We start from the raw sequence: 16,615 nt of genomic DNA on the forward strand, positions 1-16,615 counted from the left end.
GATGAAAAAAGTATTTTTTTACACTGTACTTGCATCGCTCCTATTGATAGCAGGCTGCAACAATAGCACAGATGCACCCAAAGAAAATACTGATAAAATAAAGTTGGCATTTAAGCCCGTGCCCGGCAAACAAGTAAGGATGAAGTATGCCTTTTCTGTAAACCAAGTTGCATCCGGAGATCTTACAGCTTTTGAAATGGACATCACTGCCAGAGGTGGAACCAACGAGAATGGAGATATTGTGGTGGATATGACCAACGATAAAATAAGAATGTCGGGAACTATTCAAGGAGTAGCTGTTAGTGGCTCTGCTTCGGGCCCAGATTCCTTAACCGGTGATGCAAAACTGGTAGCACTTTCTGTATTCACATTAGAAGGAAACACGTACCGCAGCATTTACAATAGCCAATTGAAAAAGAAGTCGGAAGTACACATGGATAAAGGCGCTATTGTTGACTCTTCTGAGAATAAAATTCAATTTCTGGTGGTGTATCCCGACAAAGAAATTAGTATTGGTGAGACCTGGCAAAAAGAAATCGTGATAAAAGCCGGCAATAAAATGAACTGCAGCGCTACATATACACTGAAAGAACTTCACGAAGATTTTGCGATTATAACAATTGATGGTAAACTTTATGGAAGTGGTGAAAAGTTTGGCAATGAATTTTCGATGGAAGGGAAAATAACAGGAACCATCACCGTTGACATAACTACCGGATGGCCTATCATTACAGATGCACACCAAGATTTTATTCTAAAAATGGGTGGCAAAGATATTCCGATGAAATACGATATTAAATGTAACATTGAATAAGTGAAATCGCATACACTTCCTGAAATACAAAAAGAACTGGGCACACTCGAAAAGAAAGAGTTGCTTGACTTGTGCATCCGATTAGCAAAACATAAAAAGGAAAACAAAGAATTGCTTTCCTATCTTCTATTTGACGTTAACGATGAAAAAGAATACCTCGAAAAAGTAAAAAAAGAAATCGATGAACTCTTTCACGATGTCAACCGAAAGACTGCTTATACCACAAAAAAGGGGCTTCAAAAGGTTGTTCGCAATCTGAACAAACTCATCAAAAACTCCAGTAAAAAAGAATCTGAATTGGATCTGCGAATTTATTTCTGCAAAAAAGTGAAAGCAGCACGCATCAATTTAGATTCCAGCAAAATCATCAGTAACCTCTATTACCGAGAAATAGAGAAAATTAAAGTCGCCTTTTCAAAACTTCATGAGGACTTGCAATACGACTATAAAGAGGATCTGGAAAAACTAGCGATTATACAATAGATGAAGATCTAGAATTGGCTCAGCGGAAGTGATGGTATTCACTTGTGCCAATGTAATCGGGTTAAAAGTGGTTATTTTGTTTGCCTCAATTACATACAATTGATTTCTCACATTGTCATATTTCATTTGCACCGCGGTGTACCCAGCTAAATAAGTAGTAACACTGCTCATGGAATATTGATACTTATAAATTGTACCATTCGAATGCCCTAATAAATAAGTATCAGCATCCAGTTTTAAAGCACTCAGCAAGCTACCTGATGCCAAAGCAAAAGGATATGGATTCCATAAATTATTATTAATCCGATCAAACAATTGCAGTGTTGCTTGTCCGCCTACATTTCCAAAAACAAATACATTGGAGGCATCTTTCTCACAAAATGAAATAACATCTTGCGTTAATGTGCAATTTTTTTCTAAGCTTCCTGTAGGAAAATAAGTCGCCAGCTTTTTACCGGAAGTAAATTGTTCTTTTTCCTCTACAATCAAATACCCATCATTAAAACACATTTTCTGCGCATAATGTCCTGCAATTGCATTTGCAGAATAAAATATTCCACCGGTGTAGGAATATCCTCTGATGGTTCCATCAAATCGACCAACATAGGTATCTTTATCTGTATTGAAATATCCTGTAAAGTAAGGGTTGGAAGAAACAATTGGCATAACAGTGAACTTTGGAGAATTATACTCCAATATATGTCCTGTGAAATTTCCAGTAAAATTTCCGCAGACATACGCTTGCTGATAATAGCTGCTCACTGAAGATCCCAGGTGATCACCGGAAAAGGTATGATAAGGGGTGATACTCGTAAAATTGGTATCCAATTTCGAAAGGTTTGTGGCGGTGCTTCCAGTTGCAGTAGCAACATAAATTGCTTTTAACGCTTTAGGAACCGCAATCAAATAGATTTTCTGAAATTCTTGTGACGTGTTTTCGCCATCAGATGCAGAAATTTTCATGTAATAATAGCCGGTTTCCAAATGAATATTATCCAAGAAATAGGCTAAATTGATCGTCATGCTGGGGGATGATACCGTAACAGGAATTGTACTATGTGCAAAATGTTGATCCGCATCCAATAAACTAACAGAAACCTCCGTTAATTTTGTTTCATCTGTAACTGTTGCATTCACAGTTACGTAACCATAGACATTAAATGTCTGATTTTCAACAGGAGAAACAAATGTGATTTCCGGGCCTTTCTCATCTACCTCCTTTTTACAGGAAAACAGAAGAAAAATCGACAAAAAAGAAATCAGCGTATATATTTTGTTCACATGAAACATCTTATAAAGTTAAGCAATTACAACAAAATTAGCTAAAAAGAACCCGAATATCTGTTAATAAGATGTTTATGAGGTGTTCAAAAGTATATTTCCTTTCCACATCTTTTAAAATTTGGTAACTTTGTACTATGACTGATTTTACTACAAAAAACGATATAAACTCCCGAAGAAGAGTGGGTAAAACGAGCCCCACTCAGCAGCTGATGGACATAGGAAAAATGCCACCTCAAGCGGTTGAATTAGAAGAGGCTGTTTTGGGCGCATTAATGCTTGAAAAAGATGCGTTAACGAATGTCATCGACATTTTAAAACCTCAAAGTTTTTACAAAGATGCCAATGCACGCATTTTTCAAGCCATAGAACAACTGTTTACACGCTCTGAGCCGGTAGATATCCTTACGGTTACCCAAGAGCTTAAAAAAACCGGAGAATTGGAGTTGGTGGGTGGTGCTTATTACATCACACAATTAACCAATCGTGTTGCTTCTGCAGCAAATGCCGAATTTCATGCACGGATCGTTGCACAAAAATTTATTCAACGAGAACTTATTCGTATCTCTACAAAACAATTAACGATGCCTACGAAGATGGGTCGGATGTATTCGACTTATTAGACAATGCGGAAAAAAACTTATTTTCCATTGTTGAAGGGAATATCAAGAAAAATTACGATAAAATGAGTACCCTCATTCGTAAAGCCATTGATCAAATTGAAATCACAAAAAATAATAAAGGAAATTTTTCCGGTGTTCCATCGGGATTAACTGCACTTGACCGACTTACTTCGGGATGGCAAAAATCCGACTTAGTAATTATTGCAGCCCGCCCGGCTATGGGTAAAACCGCATTGGTATTAAGCATGGCTCGTAACGCAGCAGTTGATTTTAATAAGCCTGTTGCGATTTTCTCATTAGAGATGTCGTCCTTACAGCTTGTTACACGTTTGATTGCAAGTGAATCGGAATTATCCTCTGAAAAATTAAAAAAAGGGAATTTGGAAGATTATGAGTTCCAGCAACTCAACGATAAAATCCGTAAACTTTCGGATGCTCCTTTATTCATTGATGATACACCGGGATTGTCTGTTTTCGAATTGCGTGCAAAAGCACGAAGATTAAAAGAACAACATGGTATCGAATTATTAATTGTCGATTATCTTCAGTTGATGACAGCAGGTGGCGAAGGGAAAGGAAATCGCGAACAAGAAATTGCAACCATCTCTCGTTCACTAAAAGGATTAGCAAAAGAATTAGAAATTCCGGTTATTGCACTTTCACAGTTGAGCCGTGCTGTGGAAACCCGCGGTGGTGATAAACGTCCACAGCTTTCCGATTTACGTGAATCCGGTGCGATTGAGCAGGATGCGGATATGGTTATGTTTATTCATCGTCCGGAATACTATAACATTACAGAAGATGAAAACGGTAGCTCTACTTTAGGTATGGCAGAATTAATTATCGCAAAACATCGTAATGGTCCGGTAGACTCAGCTAAAACAAGATACATCGGTCAGTTCACAAAATTCGCTGATCTTGATTTGTTGGATCAAAATTTGGACTATGCAGGTTCATCCAATAAACTTTCCCCGGCAACGGATTTTGACACACAGTCAAATTCAGTAATCCGAGGATCGAAAATGAATGATATTGAAGAAGATCATCCTTTCTAATCAAAATTTGAATGAAGCGATTAAGTATCCTTATCTTTTTTATTTCTATTAGTTTGTTTTCAAGAGCTACTTTTATTCTTATCCCTATGGATATTGAACAAAAGGATCATTTGAAAGCTTACGGTGTTGCCTATTGGGTTTTAAAACAAGATGTAGAAGTGCATTGGTTACTCAATTACCGCGGAGGAAGTTTCATGATTAAGGATGCAAAATCGATTCAAAATGAATGCACCGTTCGTGGTGTATCATTTGAAATAATTGCCGATTCAAGATCCACAGCCATCCTTACAGAAATCTCCAACCCTGAAGTGAACATGGAAGATGTGAAGTTGGAAAAAGCTCCGAAAGTTGCAGTTTACTCTCCCAAAATGAAACAACCCTGGGATGATGCTGTGACATTGGTACTCACCTATGCAGAAATTCCGTACGATATTATTTATGACGAAGAAATTTTAAAAGAAAAATTATTGCTCTACGATTGGTTACACTTACACCACGAAGATTTCACGGGTCAATATGGAAAGTTCTGGTTTGGCTACCGGAATGCCCCTTGGTATCAAGAGCAGCAGCGCACATTAGAAACAAGTGCTCGAAATTTAGGATATAGTAAAGTCTCAGAAATGAAACTTGCTGTAGCAAAAAAAATTCGGGATTTCACCTCTGGAGGCGGATTTTTATTTTCCATGTGTTCTGCTCCAGACAGCTATGATATTGCTTTAGCGGCTGATGGATTAGACATTTGCGAAAGCATGTTCGATGGTGATGGAACGACCCCCAACTACAATCAAAAATTAGATTTCTCTAAAACATTTGCATTTACAAACTTTAGCCTTAGTACCAACCCAAACGAATATGCAAAATCGAACATCGATACTTACCTTACTCGTAAGCAGAAATATGGCATAAATAAAACAAATGATTTATTTACCCTATTTGAATATTCTGCAAAATGGGATGTAGTTCCAACCATGCTATGCCAAAATCATGAACAAATCATAAAAGGTTTTTGGGGACAAACAGTTGGTTTCGACAAAACATTTATAAAGCCAAACGTATTGATTTTAGGGGAAAACAAAGCGGCTAATGAAGCACGTTACATACATGGCACATACGGAAAAGGCACCTTTACTTTTTTTAGCGGTCATGATCCCGAAGATTACGAACACAGAGTTGAGGATCCACCAACAGATTTGAGTTTACATCCTAATTCTCCCGGATACAGATTAATTTTAAACAATATTCTTTTTCCAGCTGCAAAGAAGAAGAAGCAAAAAACATAATTTTAATCGAAAAAGCGCCAAGAGATGCCTAGCTTGAATGCTCTGTCATTCATTGGATAATCAGCTGTCATCATATATTTGTTCGCCATCCAACCGCTGTTCAGGTGGTCAATCTTAAAAAATATTCTTACCGATTGTATTTTTGCATTGATAAAAAAATCAATGAAGGGATAGTTTCCATATTTTTTATCATCCTGCAAATAAAATTGTGCAGTGGCAGGCATGTATTTATTTGCATAATAGTTGGAAACAAAAAACACAGAAGCTCCGATTTGAATACGCATCGCTTTCTTAAACAAATTGTTTTCATAGAACAGGGAATGTTCCAAAGTGTACTCGGGAAGCCTTACTACTAATGAGTCTGGCACATATTGATACAAAATAGAATTATTCAAATGCCAATTAAAGAAAGAAAAATTCTTTTTTAAATACGCTGATGTAACAGGAATTGTTCCCATGTATTGACGAGCCATTGCATAATTATCAAAATAAACCGGATTTGTAAGCTCTTTATAGCTAATACCAATCTCAAACCGATACTTTTTCATGCTAAAATTCAATTGGGCGGCATTCTCAATAATTTTCTCAAAATTATTTTCCCATTTAAAATGATTGGAAGTAAACCTGTTATAAATAAAATCGGGTTCCTGACGAGTTGAACTAATATTTAGCGTCAAATACGTCAAACTATCTAAAAACCCTTTCTTTATTGAGCCTTTCAACTGATAATCATTCTCATTGTATCCAAGAAAACAATTATTTGCAGAAAGGTTAAACCATAATTTATTTGTAGAATAGGTATTGAAAAGCTCTAGCCCAGCGATAATATTATTGAACGTAGTATCAATTTCTCGTTGTTTAATAAAAACAAATTGATCCTTCACATTCACACCAACACCAACTTTATCTATAAAACCTCGGTGTTTATTGTTATCCAAGCGTTTCCAAGACAATTCATTTTCAACAGTCACATTATAAACAGAATCTTTAGTAGATAAGGAATCATAAAATATATTAGAATAAAAACCGGATAAAGGATCTTCATCTTCATATTTTAATGAATTGTCTTCAAAAACTGACGACAGCATTATTCTGCTATTTGGAATAACCAAGCCATGTAGTGCAGTATCATTCGACTTCTTGCCTAAATTTAAATATTGATTAACGAATACACTTCTATTCTTGTAACTTCCTTTTGCAGCAGATAAATTTACATCGAGTAATTGTTTGTCGAGTAGCGAACCGTTCTCAAATATTGAATCATCAGCAATTTTGTCATTCTCAGAGTTTTGGATGTAATTGAATACTAAGCCAACTAACAAATTGTAACGATTATTTTTTGATTTATAGATAGAAGAAAATGATAAGAAATTATCATTTGTACTTTGTCTCGAGTAAAATCCTTCAGATCGGATTCGAAAAAAATTTGCGGTAATATTCCAATTTTTTTTGACATTATACGAGAATGTCAGCTTAAAATCTTGTTCTTTCTTGGAACCAATGATATAAAACAGGTCAGAGTAGGGTGTTCGAGTATCATAAAACAATAAATTTTCTTTTGTAAAGAAATAATCTTGAAAATTATTTGAATTATAATGAAATCCTGTTGTTTTAAGGGAATAGTTTCTACCGGGCCTATTGAAAGCCATACCTGAATTCCCGATATGATATCGACTAAAGTGGTTTTGAAAATTAACTAAGGAGTTGTCAATGAAGTTGATTGAATCTTGATTCCCAAATTGCGAGGAATTAAAGGAATGGGTAAGAAATTTTTGATTGAGGTATTTGGTTGTATCACTATTTCGGGAATAACAGAAATGTGATAACAGAATAAAAAATAAAACTATTTCCCGAATATATTTCATTTATGAGGAACTGTGTTTTACAAAAATAAGTTATATAGAATAAAAAAGCCCCAATTCTGTAAAGAATTGAGGCTAATTTAAAAGTGGCAACGACATACTCTCCCACATTTTAATGTAGTACCATCTGCGCTGGTGGGCTTAACTTCTCTGTTCGGAATGGGAAGAGGTGGACCTCACCGCTATAGTCACCTAAAATCATAGTCCGTATTTGCGGACATAATAAGATTGACATAATAAAGAAAGAAAATACAACAATAATAAAAGTAACAAATTAAAATATCAAGTTTAATAAGAAAGCTAACGGGTAATTAGTATTGCTCAGCTTTGACATTACTGTCTTTACACTTACAACCTATCAACGTAGTAATCTTCTACGACCCTTTAAAGAAATCTTATCTTGAGGCGAGTTTCGCACTTAGATGCTTTCAGCGCTTATCTCATCCGAACATAGCTACCCAGCGATGCAGTTGACACCACAACTGGTACACTAGCGGTCCGTCCGACTCGGTCCTCTCGTACTAGAGTCAGGTCCTCGCAAATTTCTAACGCCCACAACAGATAGGGACCGAACTGTCTCACGACGTTCTGAACCCAGCTCGCGTGCCACTTTAATCGGCGAACAGCCGAACCCTTGGGACCTTCTCCAGCCCCAGGATGTGACGAGCCGACATCGAGGTGCCAAACCCCCCCGTCGATATGAGCTCTTGGGAGGGATCAGCCTGTTATCCCCGGCGTACCTTTTATCCTTTGAGCGATGGCCCTTCCATGCGGAACCACCGGATCACTATATCCGCCTTTCGGCCCTGCTCGACTTGTAAGTCTCACAGTCAAGCACCCTTATGCTATTGCACTCTACGTACGGTTACCAAGCGTACTGAGGGTACCTTTGAAAGCCTCCGATACTTTTTTGGAGGCGACCACCCCAGTCAAACTACCCACCAAACAATGTCCTCCGTTCGGGAGTTAGACTCCAAATAATTCAAGGGTGGTATTTCAAGGTTGACTCCATGATGCCTAGCGACACCACTTCAAAGTCTCCCACCTATCCTACACATGAATTATCCAAAGTCAATGTTAAGCTATAGTGAAGGTGCACGGGGTCTTTCCGTCCCGTTGCGGGTAATCGGCATCTTCACCGATACTACAATTTCACCGAGCTCGCGGCTGAGACAGTGCTCAGATCGTTACACCATTCGTGCAGGTCGGAACTTACCCGACAAGGAATTTCGCTACCTTAGGACCGTTATAGTTACGGCCGCCGTTTACTGGGGCTTCAATTCAAAGCTTCTTCTTGCGAATAACCTCTCCTCTTAACCTTCCAGCACCGGGCAGGTGTCAGGCCATATACATCACCTTTCAGTTTAGCATAGCCATGTGTTTTTGATAAACAGTCGCCAGAGCCATTTTACTGTGGCCCTCCTTGCGGAGGGCACCCTTTTTCCCGAAGTTACAGGGTTAATTTGCCTAGTTCCTTAGCCGCGGATCACTCGAGCACCTCAGGATTCTCTCCTTGACTACCTGTGTCGGTTTGCGGTACGGGTTGCTGTTACCTGAAGCTTAGTGGTTTTTCTTGGAAGTCTGATTAGGTTCATATTCCTTTGCCCGAAGGCTCAGGATACTATCGGATTCGGCAAGTCGAGCGGATTTACCTACTCAACCTATACCTACATCTTTTAACGCACATATTCGTCAGTGCGCAGAACTTTCACTACTTCGTCACCACATCGCAGTAAAGCAAGTACTGGAATATTAACCAGTTGTCCATCGACTACGCCATTCGGCTTCGCCTTAGGTCCCGACTAACCCTGAATCGATTAACGTTGTTCAGGAAACCTTAGTCTATCGGTGGGCGGGTTTCTCGCCCGCCTTATCGTTACTTATGCCTACATTTGCTTTTCTAATCGCTCCAGCATGGCTGACGCCACACCTTCGATGCAATTAGAATGCTCCCCTACCAGTACATATTGCTATGTAATCCAGAGCTTCGGTACTATGTTTAATGCCCGATTATTATCTACGCCCAATCGCTCGACTAGTGAGCTGTTACGCACTCTTTAAATGAATTGCTGCTTCCAAGCAAACATCCTAGCTGTCAAAGCAATCGGACCACATTAGTTCAACTTAACATAGATTTGGGGACCTTAGCTGCTGGTCTGGGTTCTTTCCCTCTCGCCCACGGACCTTAGCACCCATGGGCTCACTCCCGAGTATATCATATAGTATTCGGAGTTTGTCAGGATTTGGTAGGCGGTGAAGCCCCCTAGTCCAATCAGTAGCTCTACCTCTATATGACTCAACCTCGAGGCTGTTCCTAAAAACATTTCGGGGAGTACGAGCTATTTCCCAGTTTGATTAGCCTTTCACCCCTACCCACAACTCATCCGGAAGCTTTTCAACGCTTATCAGTTCGGTCCTCCATTCCGTGTTACCGGAACTTCAACCTGGTCATGGGTAGATCACAAGGTTTCGCGTCTACCCCCTCTAACTATGCGCCCTATTCAGACTTGCTTTCGCTTCGGCTGCAGATCTTAAATCTTTAACCTTGCTAGAGAGGAGTAACTCGTAGGCTCATTATGCAAAAGGCACGCTGTCACGGCACGAAGCCGCTCCAACCGCTTGTAGGCGTATGGTTTCAGGATCTATTTCACTCCGCTGTTCGCGGTTCTTTTCACCTTTCCTTCACAGTACTAGTTCACTATCGGTCTCTCAAAAGTATTTAGCCTTACCAGATGGTGCTGGTGGATTCCCACAAGGCGTCTCCGACCTCGCGGTACTCAGGATACTACTATGTAGCGCTTTTAATTCGTGTACGGGATTATCACCCTCTATGATTCAACTTTCCAGAAGATTCCACTTTAAAAACGCAGTCAATATTGTAGTCCTACAACCCCATAATTGCCTTAACAATTATGGTTTGGGCTAATCCCCTTTCGCTCGCCACTACTCAGGGAATCACTAAATTGTTTTCTTTTCCTCCGGGTACTTAGATGTTTCAGTTCTCCGGGTTAGCATCCTTTCGGATAATAGTTCTTCAAACTATTGGGTTGCCCCATTCGGAAATCTACGGGTAAAGATATTTGCTCCTAACCGTAGCTTATCGCAGCTTATCACGTCCTTCATCGCCTTTGAGAGCCAAGGCATTCGCCATACGCCCTTAATTACTTTCTTATTAATAATTACTTGTATTCTATTAGATAATTAATTTTATTATCTATTGTATTTTCTTTCAATATGTCAAAGAACTTTACCCTAATTACTGGGTTTTGTGGAGAATAACGGATTCGAACCGTTGACCCCCTGCGTGCAAGGCAGGTGCTCTAGCCAGCTGAGCTAATCCCCCAATACGAATTGTTTATGTAGTCCCGAGCAGATTTGAACTGCTGACCCCTACATTATCAGTGTAGTGCTCTAACCAACTGAGCTACGGGACTATACTCAAGGTTAAAAGTTAAATTTAAAAATCAAAAGTTGATAGCTTTTGGCATTTGATTTTACTTTGCCTTTAATCCTCCGCTCTCATTGTTTAGCACTCTGAGCTCGTTTTGGGTAAGTTTTAAAAATTATGAAGTAAGAAATAGTGAGTACCGTAAACCGAATAAATTCGGTGAAACATAAGTCTCTCTAGAAAGGAGGTGTTCCAGCCGCACCTTCCGGTACGGCTACCTTGTTACGACTTAACACCAGTTACTGGTTTTACCCTAGGCGACTCCTTGCGGTTATCGACTTTAGATACTCCCAACTTCCATTGTTTGACGGGCGGTGTGTACAAGGCCCGGGAACGTATTCACCGAAACATTGCTGATTTTCGATTACTAGCGAATCCAGCTTCATGAAGTCGAGTTGCAGACTTCAATCCGAACTGGGACAAGCTTTAGAGATTAGCATCATGTCACCATGTAGCAACCCTTTGTACTTGCCATTGTAGTACGTGTGTAGCCCTGGACGTAAGGGCCGTGCTGACTTGACGTCATCCCCACCTTCCTCACCGCTTGCGCGGGCAGTTTCACTAGAGTTCCCACCATTACGTGCTGGCAACTAATGATAGGGGTTGCGCTCGTTGCGGGACTTAACCCAACACCTCACGGCACGAGCTGACGACAGCCATGCAGCACCTAGTTTCGTGTCCTTGCGGAAAATCTGCTTTCACAGACGGTCACTAACTTTCAAGCCCAGGTAAGGTTCCTCGCGTATCATCGAATTAAACCACATACTCCTCCGCTTGTGCGGGCCCCCGTCAATTCCTTTGAGTTTCACTCTTGCGAGCGTACTCCCCAGGTGGATTACTTATCGCTTTCGCTTAGACGCTTACAGTATATCGCAAACATCGAGTAATCATAGTTTACAGCGTGGACTACCAGGGTATCTAATCCTGTTTGATACCCACGCTTTCGTGCCTCAGCGTCAGTTACAGTTTTGTGAGCTGCCTTCGCAATCGGTGTTCTGTGTCATATCTAAGCATTTCACCGCTACATGACACATTCCGCCCACATCAAATGTACTCAAGATTGACAGTATCAATGGCAGTTCTGCAGTTAAGCTGCAGGCTTTCACCACTGACTTATCATTCCGCCTACGCACCCTTTAAACCCAATGAATCCGGATAACGCTTGGATCCTCCGTATTACCGCGGCTGCTGGCACGGAGTTAGCCGATCCTTATTCTTATGGTACAATCAGCTCTCTACACGTAGAGAGGTTTTTTCCCATACAAAAGAAGTTTACAACCCATAGGGCCTTCATCCTTCACGCGGCATGGCTGGATCAGTCTTGCGACCATTGTCCAATATTCCTTACTGCTGCCTCCCGTAGGAGTCTGGTCCGTGTCTCAGTACCAGTGTGGGGGTTAATCCTCTCAGATCCCCTAGACATCGTTGCCTTGGTGAGCCATTACCTCACCAACTAGCTAATGTCACGCATGCTCATCTTTAACCACCGGAGTTTTAATATTAAAGTGATGCCACTCTAATATACTATGGGGTATTAATCCGAATTTCTTCGGGCTATACCCCAGTATAGGGTAGGTTGCATACGCGTTACGCACCCGTGCGCCACTCGTCATCAAGTATTGCTACTCATGTTACCGTTCGACTTGCATGTATTAAGCCTGCCGCTAGCGTTCATCCTGAGCCAGGATCAAACTCTCCATTGTAAGTTTGTTTGATAATGCTCTTCTTCAAAAAAGAAAAATATAATTTATTTAGGACTTGTTTCTCAACTTACTAGTAGAACATACTAATAAGAGGGATACTCATTATTTCTTTACCTTCACAATATTTTCAAAGAACTTATTTATATACTTATTCTGAACGAGTCAGAATTATAAATTCAAGTTTTAAAGAACGTCCCGTTTTCTTTCGGGGCGACAAAAGTACTAATACTTTTTTAATCTGCAAATTTTTTCGGAAAAATATTTTATTTTTTTTCTTACTCAATGTTAAATGAACGATTCCGTTTTGAAGCGGGCGACAAAAGTAACAATTATTTTTAATCTGCAAACATTTTAAAGAAAATTTTTATTTTTTCTTTTTTGTTTCGTTTTTAGTACTCAAAGAACAACCGTTTGTTTTAAAGTGGGGTGCAAAAGTAATAAACTTTTTCTATTTGCAAGACATTTTACAATAATTTTCTAATTATTTCTTAAATGTGCTGATTAACAGGGTACTATTTTTCAAAAAAAGTGAATCGATTTGGCTTTTAATTCCCTTAATGTATCAAAAATGGTGTTTTGGGGCTTTACATTATCTCTTAAAAGGCATTGTGAGGAGTCTAAATTAATAGCATTTAGATGGATTTGAAGCCATTTCGGCTAAATTATATTCTTTGAAAAGGCCTTTGATGGAGGATTTGATTGAAAAAAAAGTCCATTTTCTATTCTTCAAAGCCAAGAAGAATCATTAAAAAGGGAGTAATTTTCAAAATAGAGGACGATTCTTATAAATAAGGAATAGATTATTCACTTCATTCATGATCTATTCTTTCCCAAGTGGGAATACCAAAAGCAAACCCTTTCAGGTTTTTTTTGTATCCGTCCGCCAAATTTCAAGCGAGCTTGAATTTGCCAGACGAACACAAAAAAAGCCGCCAGCTAAATAGCTGGCGGCTTTTGGTCTAAATCCGTGGAGCCGGAGAGATTCGAACTCTCGTCCAAACATCGTATTAATATGCTTTCTACATGTGTATCAGATATTTGATTTTAGATATGTTTCAGGCAAACCTGCAGGCCACAAAACATACTTAGCTTTTTTATCTCATCACGTATCAAAGCTCTACGCAACTATTTCTTCATTTGTAATGCTTCACAGGAGACGCAGAAGATCAGAGCTTCTCCGGAAACAAAGGCACTTAATACTTGGTATTAAGCAGCCATAGACAAGTTAGACTCGCCAGATAGAATTTTGAGAATTAGGATTTACGTGCCATATTCACAACACACGACATGCTTACATAAAAATCGCAACGCTGTCAAAACCATACGACCCCATGTTATAAAGAACTTATGATGCAAAGATACAACATTTGAATGGCTAAAGTCAAATTAGAAGTTGTAATAAATCAAAAGCGAGAATTGATTTCCATCAATTCTCGCTTTCTTAAAGATGAAAACAAGTTTGTATTACTTGATAATAAGCTTTCCTGTTGCTATTTCAGCACCGTTATTGATAACTCTATACAAATAAACTCCTGTAGATAATTTATTTTTATCCAGTTTAAATTCATGCGATTGAATGTCTTTCACAGAAGTCATTTCCTTTCCAAGTACATTGTAAACAATTAATTCAGCATTCTTCAAATGAATACCTTTATTAATGCTAATAGTGGTATTATCTGTAAAAGGGTTAGGATACACTGAAACCAGGTTTTCTAAATTTGCACTTTCGTTGATCCCTGTTGAAGAAAGATTCAAGCTAGTAGTTGCACTGGCAACTGTTAATGAATCACCATTAAACAAGGTGCAATATTTGAATACTTCTGAACCACCTGGAGCCAAGTTCTGAATACGATAAGAAACGGTAATCGCTTCATCAGCAAAATTAGTTGCACCGACTGTTTGAGTAAATCCAACACCATTCCACAAATTAGAAGCATCTCTATTGGCAAATCCGCCATAAGAAGCTCTCCAATTTGTATCAGCCTCCGTTAAAAAGGCAAAATAAGAGTTCCAAGGAGTAGTTTGAGTAGCGCTTACATTTGCGTAAGTGCAACAAAGCGGCTGACCAATGATGGTGTTTTGAGTCGTATAGTCAGACGATAACATGATGTTATTATCCGGGTCAAGGTTTCTGTAATAATACAATTCAGGAATTGTAGCCAATGTATTATTCGTAACTGTAACAGTTGTTATATAAAACAAATCATTGTCTTGCAACTGATAACTAATTTTCCAATGCAAGTCGGTTCCCGATGTAGCATCTCCTTCCCAATCGCAATCGATTTGAGGAGCAGTATAGTTCCAAAGGGTAATGGCGCCATTGATTTGCTGAAGAGATGCGCAGTTGTTCGCTAGTGAAACACCAGCTGTATCTACGATTTCAAACCCCCAACCATTTTCTGGGCTGCCTGGCGTAAAAAAGTCGCCATCAAAACTTGCCCATGCATTTAATTGAGGATTAGCAACGAATCCGAAATAAGGATTATTCGATCGATAATGTAATCCCAAAGGAACAGTTGCTGAATCTATAGGTGCGCCTTCAAATCCTCCTAATCCGGAGATTCCTATTTCGACATTATTTCCTTTTAAATAAGCATCTGCTCCAACAATCTGAGCTGTAGAAGACAGGACAGGCAAAGCAATTGCCGCTAATGAAGATAAAATAAGTTGAGTAATTTTTTTGTTTTTCATGTTTCTTTTTTTGAGTGGTATATCAAATATAGTATAAAAAAATTATAAAAAAAATCCCGCTACGTAAATTAGCGGGATTTTTAATGATTTTTTTTATCTTTTAGTTTATTAAGATTTTTCCTGATGCAATTTCCTGTTCATCGTTAATGATTTTATAGAAATATAGACCTGGAATAAGATTCCCTTTTTCAAATTTAAATTGGTGATCCTGAATATTTGAAACAGCAGCAACTTCTTTCCCCAATACATCATACACTTGCAACTTTGTATTTTTCAATTGTACTGACTTATCAATTGTTATTGTTGCTTCGTTATTAAAAGGATTTGGATAAACAGATACGGGGCTTGCAGAATTTGCGAATTCGTTTACAGAAACAGTAGATAAGTTTAATGCTGTTGTTGCTGCGGTAACTGCCGTTGGATCAAAAACGCTACAAAATTTAAATGACTGAGTGCCTCCTGGTGCTAAAAGAGGAATTTCATACGCTAAATAAATTGCTTCGTCTGCCAAATTAACTGAGCCAACTGATTGAGTGTACCCAATTCCATTGTACATATCTGAAGCATCTCTATTGGCAAATCCACCATAACCCGCTACCCAATTGGAGTCCACTGCAAGGAACTCGAAGTATGAGCTCCAGGGAGTAGTTTGAGAAGCGCTCACCCTTGTATTGGCTCCTCCCATTGTAATTTGGCTAATTATTGTATTTTCTGTAGTGAAACTACCACCTATCTCTTGATTATTATCTGGATCTAAGTTTCTATAATAACGTAAGTCAGAAATTGGAGCACCCGTGTTATTTGTTATGAATACTGTAGTAATATAGAATAAGTCGTTGTCGTGCAATTCATAATTAATTTTAACATGTAAATTTGTGCCAGACAAAGCATCACCTTCCCATTCGCATATTGTTTGAGGTGTCAAATACGACCAAGAAGTAACAGCACCTGCAATCTGCTGTAAATACGAACAATTATTACCTAGAGAAATTCCTCCTGTATCTGCAATTTCAAAACCCCATCCATTTTCAGGGCTACCCGGAGTAAAAAAATCACCGTCAAACGATGAACCAGCCCATCCATTCATTTGTGGGTTAGCAGTAAATCCAAATAAATTATTGGCTGACCGAAGATGCATTCCTGAAGGAACTGGGGCTGTTAAACAATTCGCTCCTTCAAAGCCACCCAGATTATCAATGCCTATTTCTACATAATTACCTTTCAGGTATGTACCCGAACCCGATATTTGAGCGTAAGAAACAACAGCCGAAAGTATACTTCCGATAGCAAATAGGTTTCTGATTTTTTTCATGTTTATTATTTTTGTTTATCAAATATACCTCAAATTACCTTAAGGTACAAAATAAAATAGAAC

Annotated in this window: 7 protein-coding genes, 2 tRNA genes, 3 rRNA genes, 1 other RNA gene and 1 pseudogene; 4 read left to right on the forward strand and 10 right to left on the reverse strand. The window is 38.9% G+C overall.

Annotation, left to right across the window (positions count from 1 at the left end):
- Window position 1 precedes the first annotated feature (1 nt).
- Window positions 2–814: a hypothetical protein gene (locus IPP64_10545; protein ID MBL0329835.1), complete on the forward strand. Its 813-nt coding sequence runs from the start codon at window positions 2–4 to the stop codon at window positions 812–814.
- Window positions 815–1,297: a hypothetical protein gene (locus IPP64_10550; GenBank protein ID MBL0329836.1), complete on the forward strand. Its 483-nt coding sequence runs from the start codon at window positions 815–817 to the stop codon at window positions 1,295–1,297. It begins immediately after the preceding gene.
- Here IPP64_10550 and IPP64_10555 read toward each other — a convergent pair.
- Window positions 1,280–2,578: a hypothetical protein gene (locus IPP64_10555; protein ID MBL0329837.1), complete on the reverse strand. Its 1,299-nt coding sequence runs from the start codon at window positions 2,576–2,578 to the stop codon at window positions 1,280–1,282. The two genes, IPP64_10550 and IPP64_10555, sit on opposite strands and share 18 nt — an antisense overlap.
- Before the next feature lie 137 nt (window positions 2,579–2,715).
- Here IPP64_10555 and dnaB point away from each other — a divergent pair.
- Both dnaB and IPP64_10565 read left to right on the forward strand, forming a co-directional pair.
- Window positions 2,716–4,256: pseudogene (gene dnaB / locus IPP64_10560) on the forward strand (replicative DNA helicase).
- 11 nt (window positions 4,257–4,267) lie between these two features.
- Entirely contained in the window at window positions 4,268–5,536 is a 1,269-nt protein-coding gene (locus tag IPP64_10565; GenBank protein MBL0329838.1) for an asparagine synthetase B, read from the forward strand.
- 2 nt (window positions 5,537–5,538) lie between these two features.
- Here IPP64_10565 and IPP64_10570 read toward each other — a convergent pair whose 3' ends face one another.
- The 9 genes from IPP64_10570 to IPP64_10610 form a co-directional block, all read right to left on the reverse strand.
- A complete protein-coding gene (locus IPP64_10570) occupies window positions 5,539–7,401 on the reverse strand; it encodes a hypothetical protein (protein MBL0329839.1) in 1,863 nt (620 codons plus the stop codon).
- 81 nt (window positions 7,402–7,482) lie between these two features.
- A 5S ribosomal RNA gene (gene rrf / locus IPP64_10575) occupies window positions 7,483–7,594 on the reverse strand.
- A gap of 94 nt (window positions 7,595–7,688) precedes the next feature.
- Window positions 7,689–10,570: ribosomal RNA gene (locus IPP64_10580) — 23S ribosomal RNA — on the reverse strand.
- A 97-nt stretch (window positions 10,571–10,667) separates the two neighbouring features.
- Window positions 10,668–10,741, reverse strand: a tRNA-Ala gene (locus IPP64_10585).
- Window positions 10,742–10,758: 17 nt separating this feature from the next.
- A tRNA-Ile gene (locus tag IPP64_10590) sits at window positions 10,759–10,832 on the reverse strand.
- Window positions 10,833–11,026: 194 nt separating this feature from the next.
- A 16S ribosomal RNA gene (locus IPP64_10595) occupies window positions 11,027–12,549 on the reverse strand.
- Together the 16S, 23S and 5S rRNA genes with 2 tRNA genes alongside form the textbook arrangement of a ribosomal RNA operon.
- 965 nt (window positions 12,550–13,514) lie before the next feature.
- Window positions 13,515–13,880, reverse strand: a transfer-messenger RNA (tmRNA) gene (ssrA, locus tag IPP64_10600).
- A 133-nt stretch (window positions 13,881–14,013) separates the two neighbouring features.
- A complete protein-coding gene (locus IPP64_10605) occupies window positions 14,014–15,240 on the reverse strand; it encodes a T9SS type A sorting domain-containing protein (protein ID MBL0329840.1) in 1,227 nt (408 codons plus the stop codon).
- A 100-nt stretch (window positions 15,241–15,340) separates the two neighbouring features.
- Window positions 15,341–16,552, reverse strand: a complete 1,212-nt coding sequence (locus IPP64_10610) for a T9SS type A sorting domain-containing protein (protein MBL0329841.1) — start codon at window positions 16,550–16,552, stop codon at window positions 15,341–15,343.
- Window positions 16,553–16,615 lie beyond the last annotated feature (63 nt).

The sequence above is a fragment of the Bacteroidota bacterium genome, assembly GCA_016722565.1.
GTDB lineage: Bacteria > Bacteroidota > Bacteroidia > 2-12-FULL-35-15 > 2-12-FULL-35-15 > 2-12-FULL-35-15.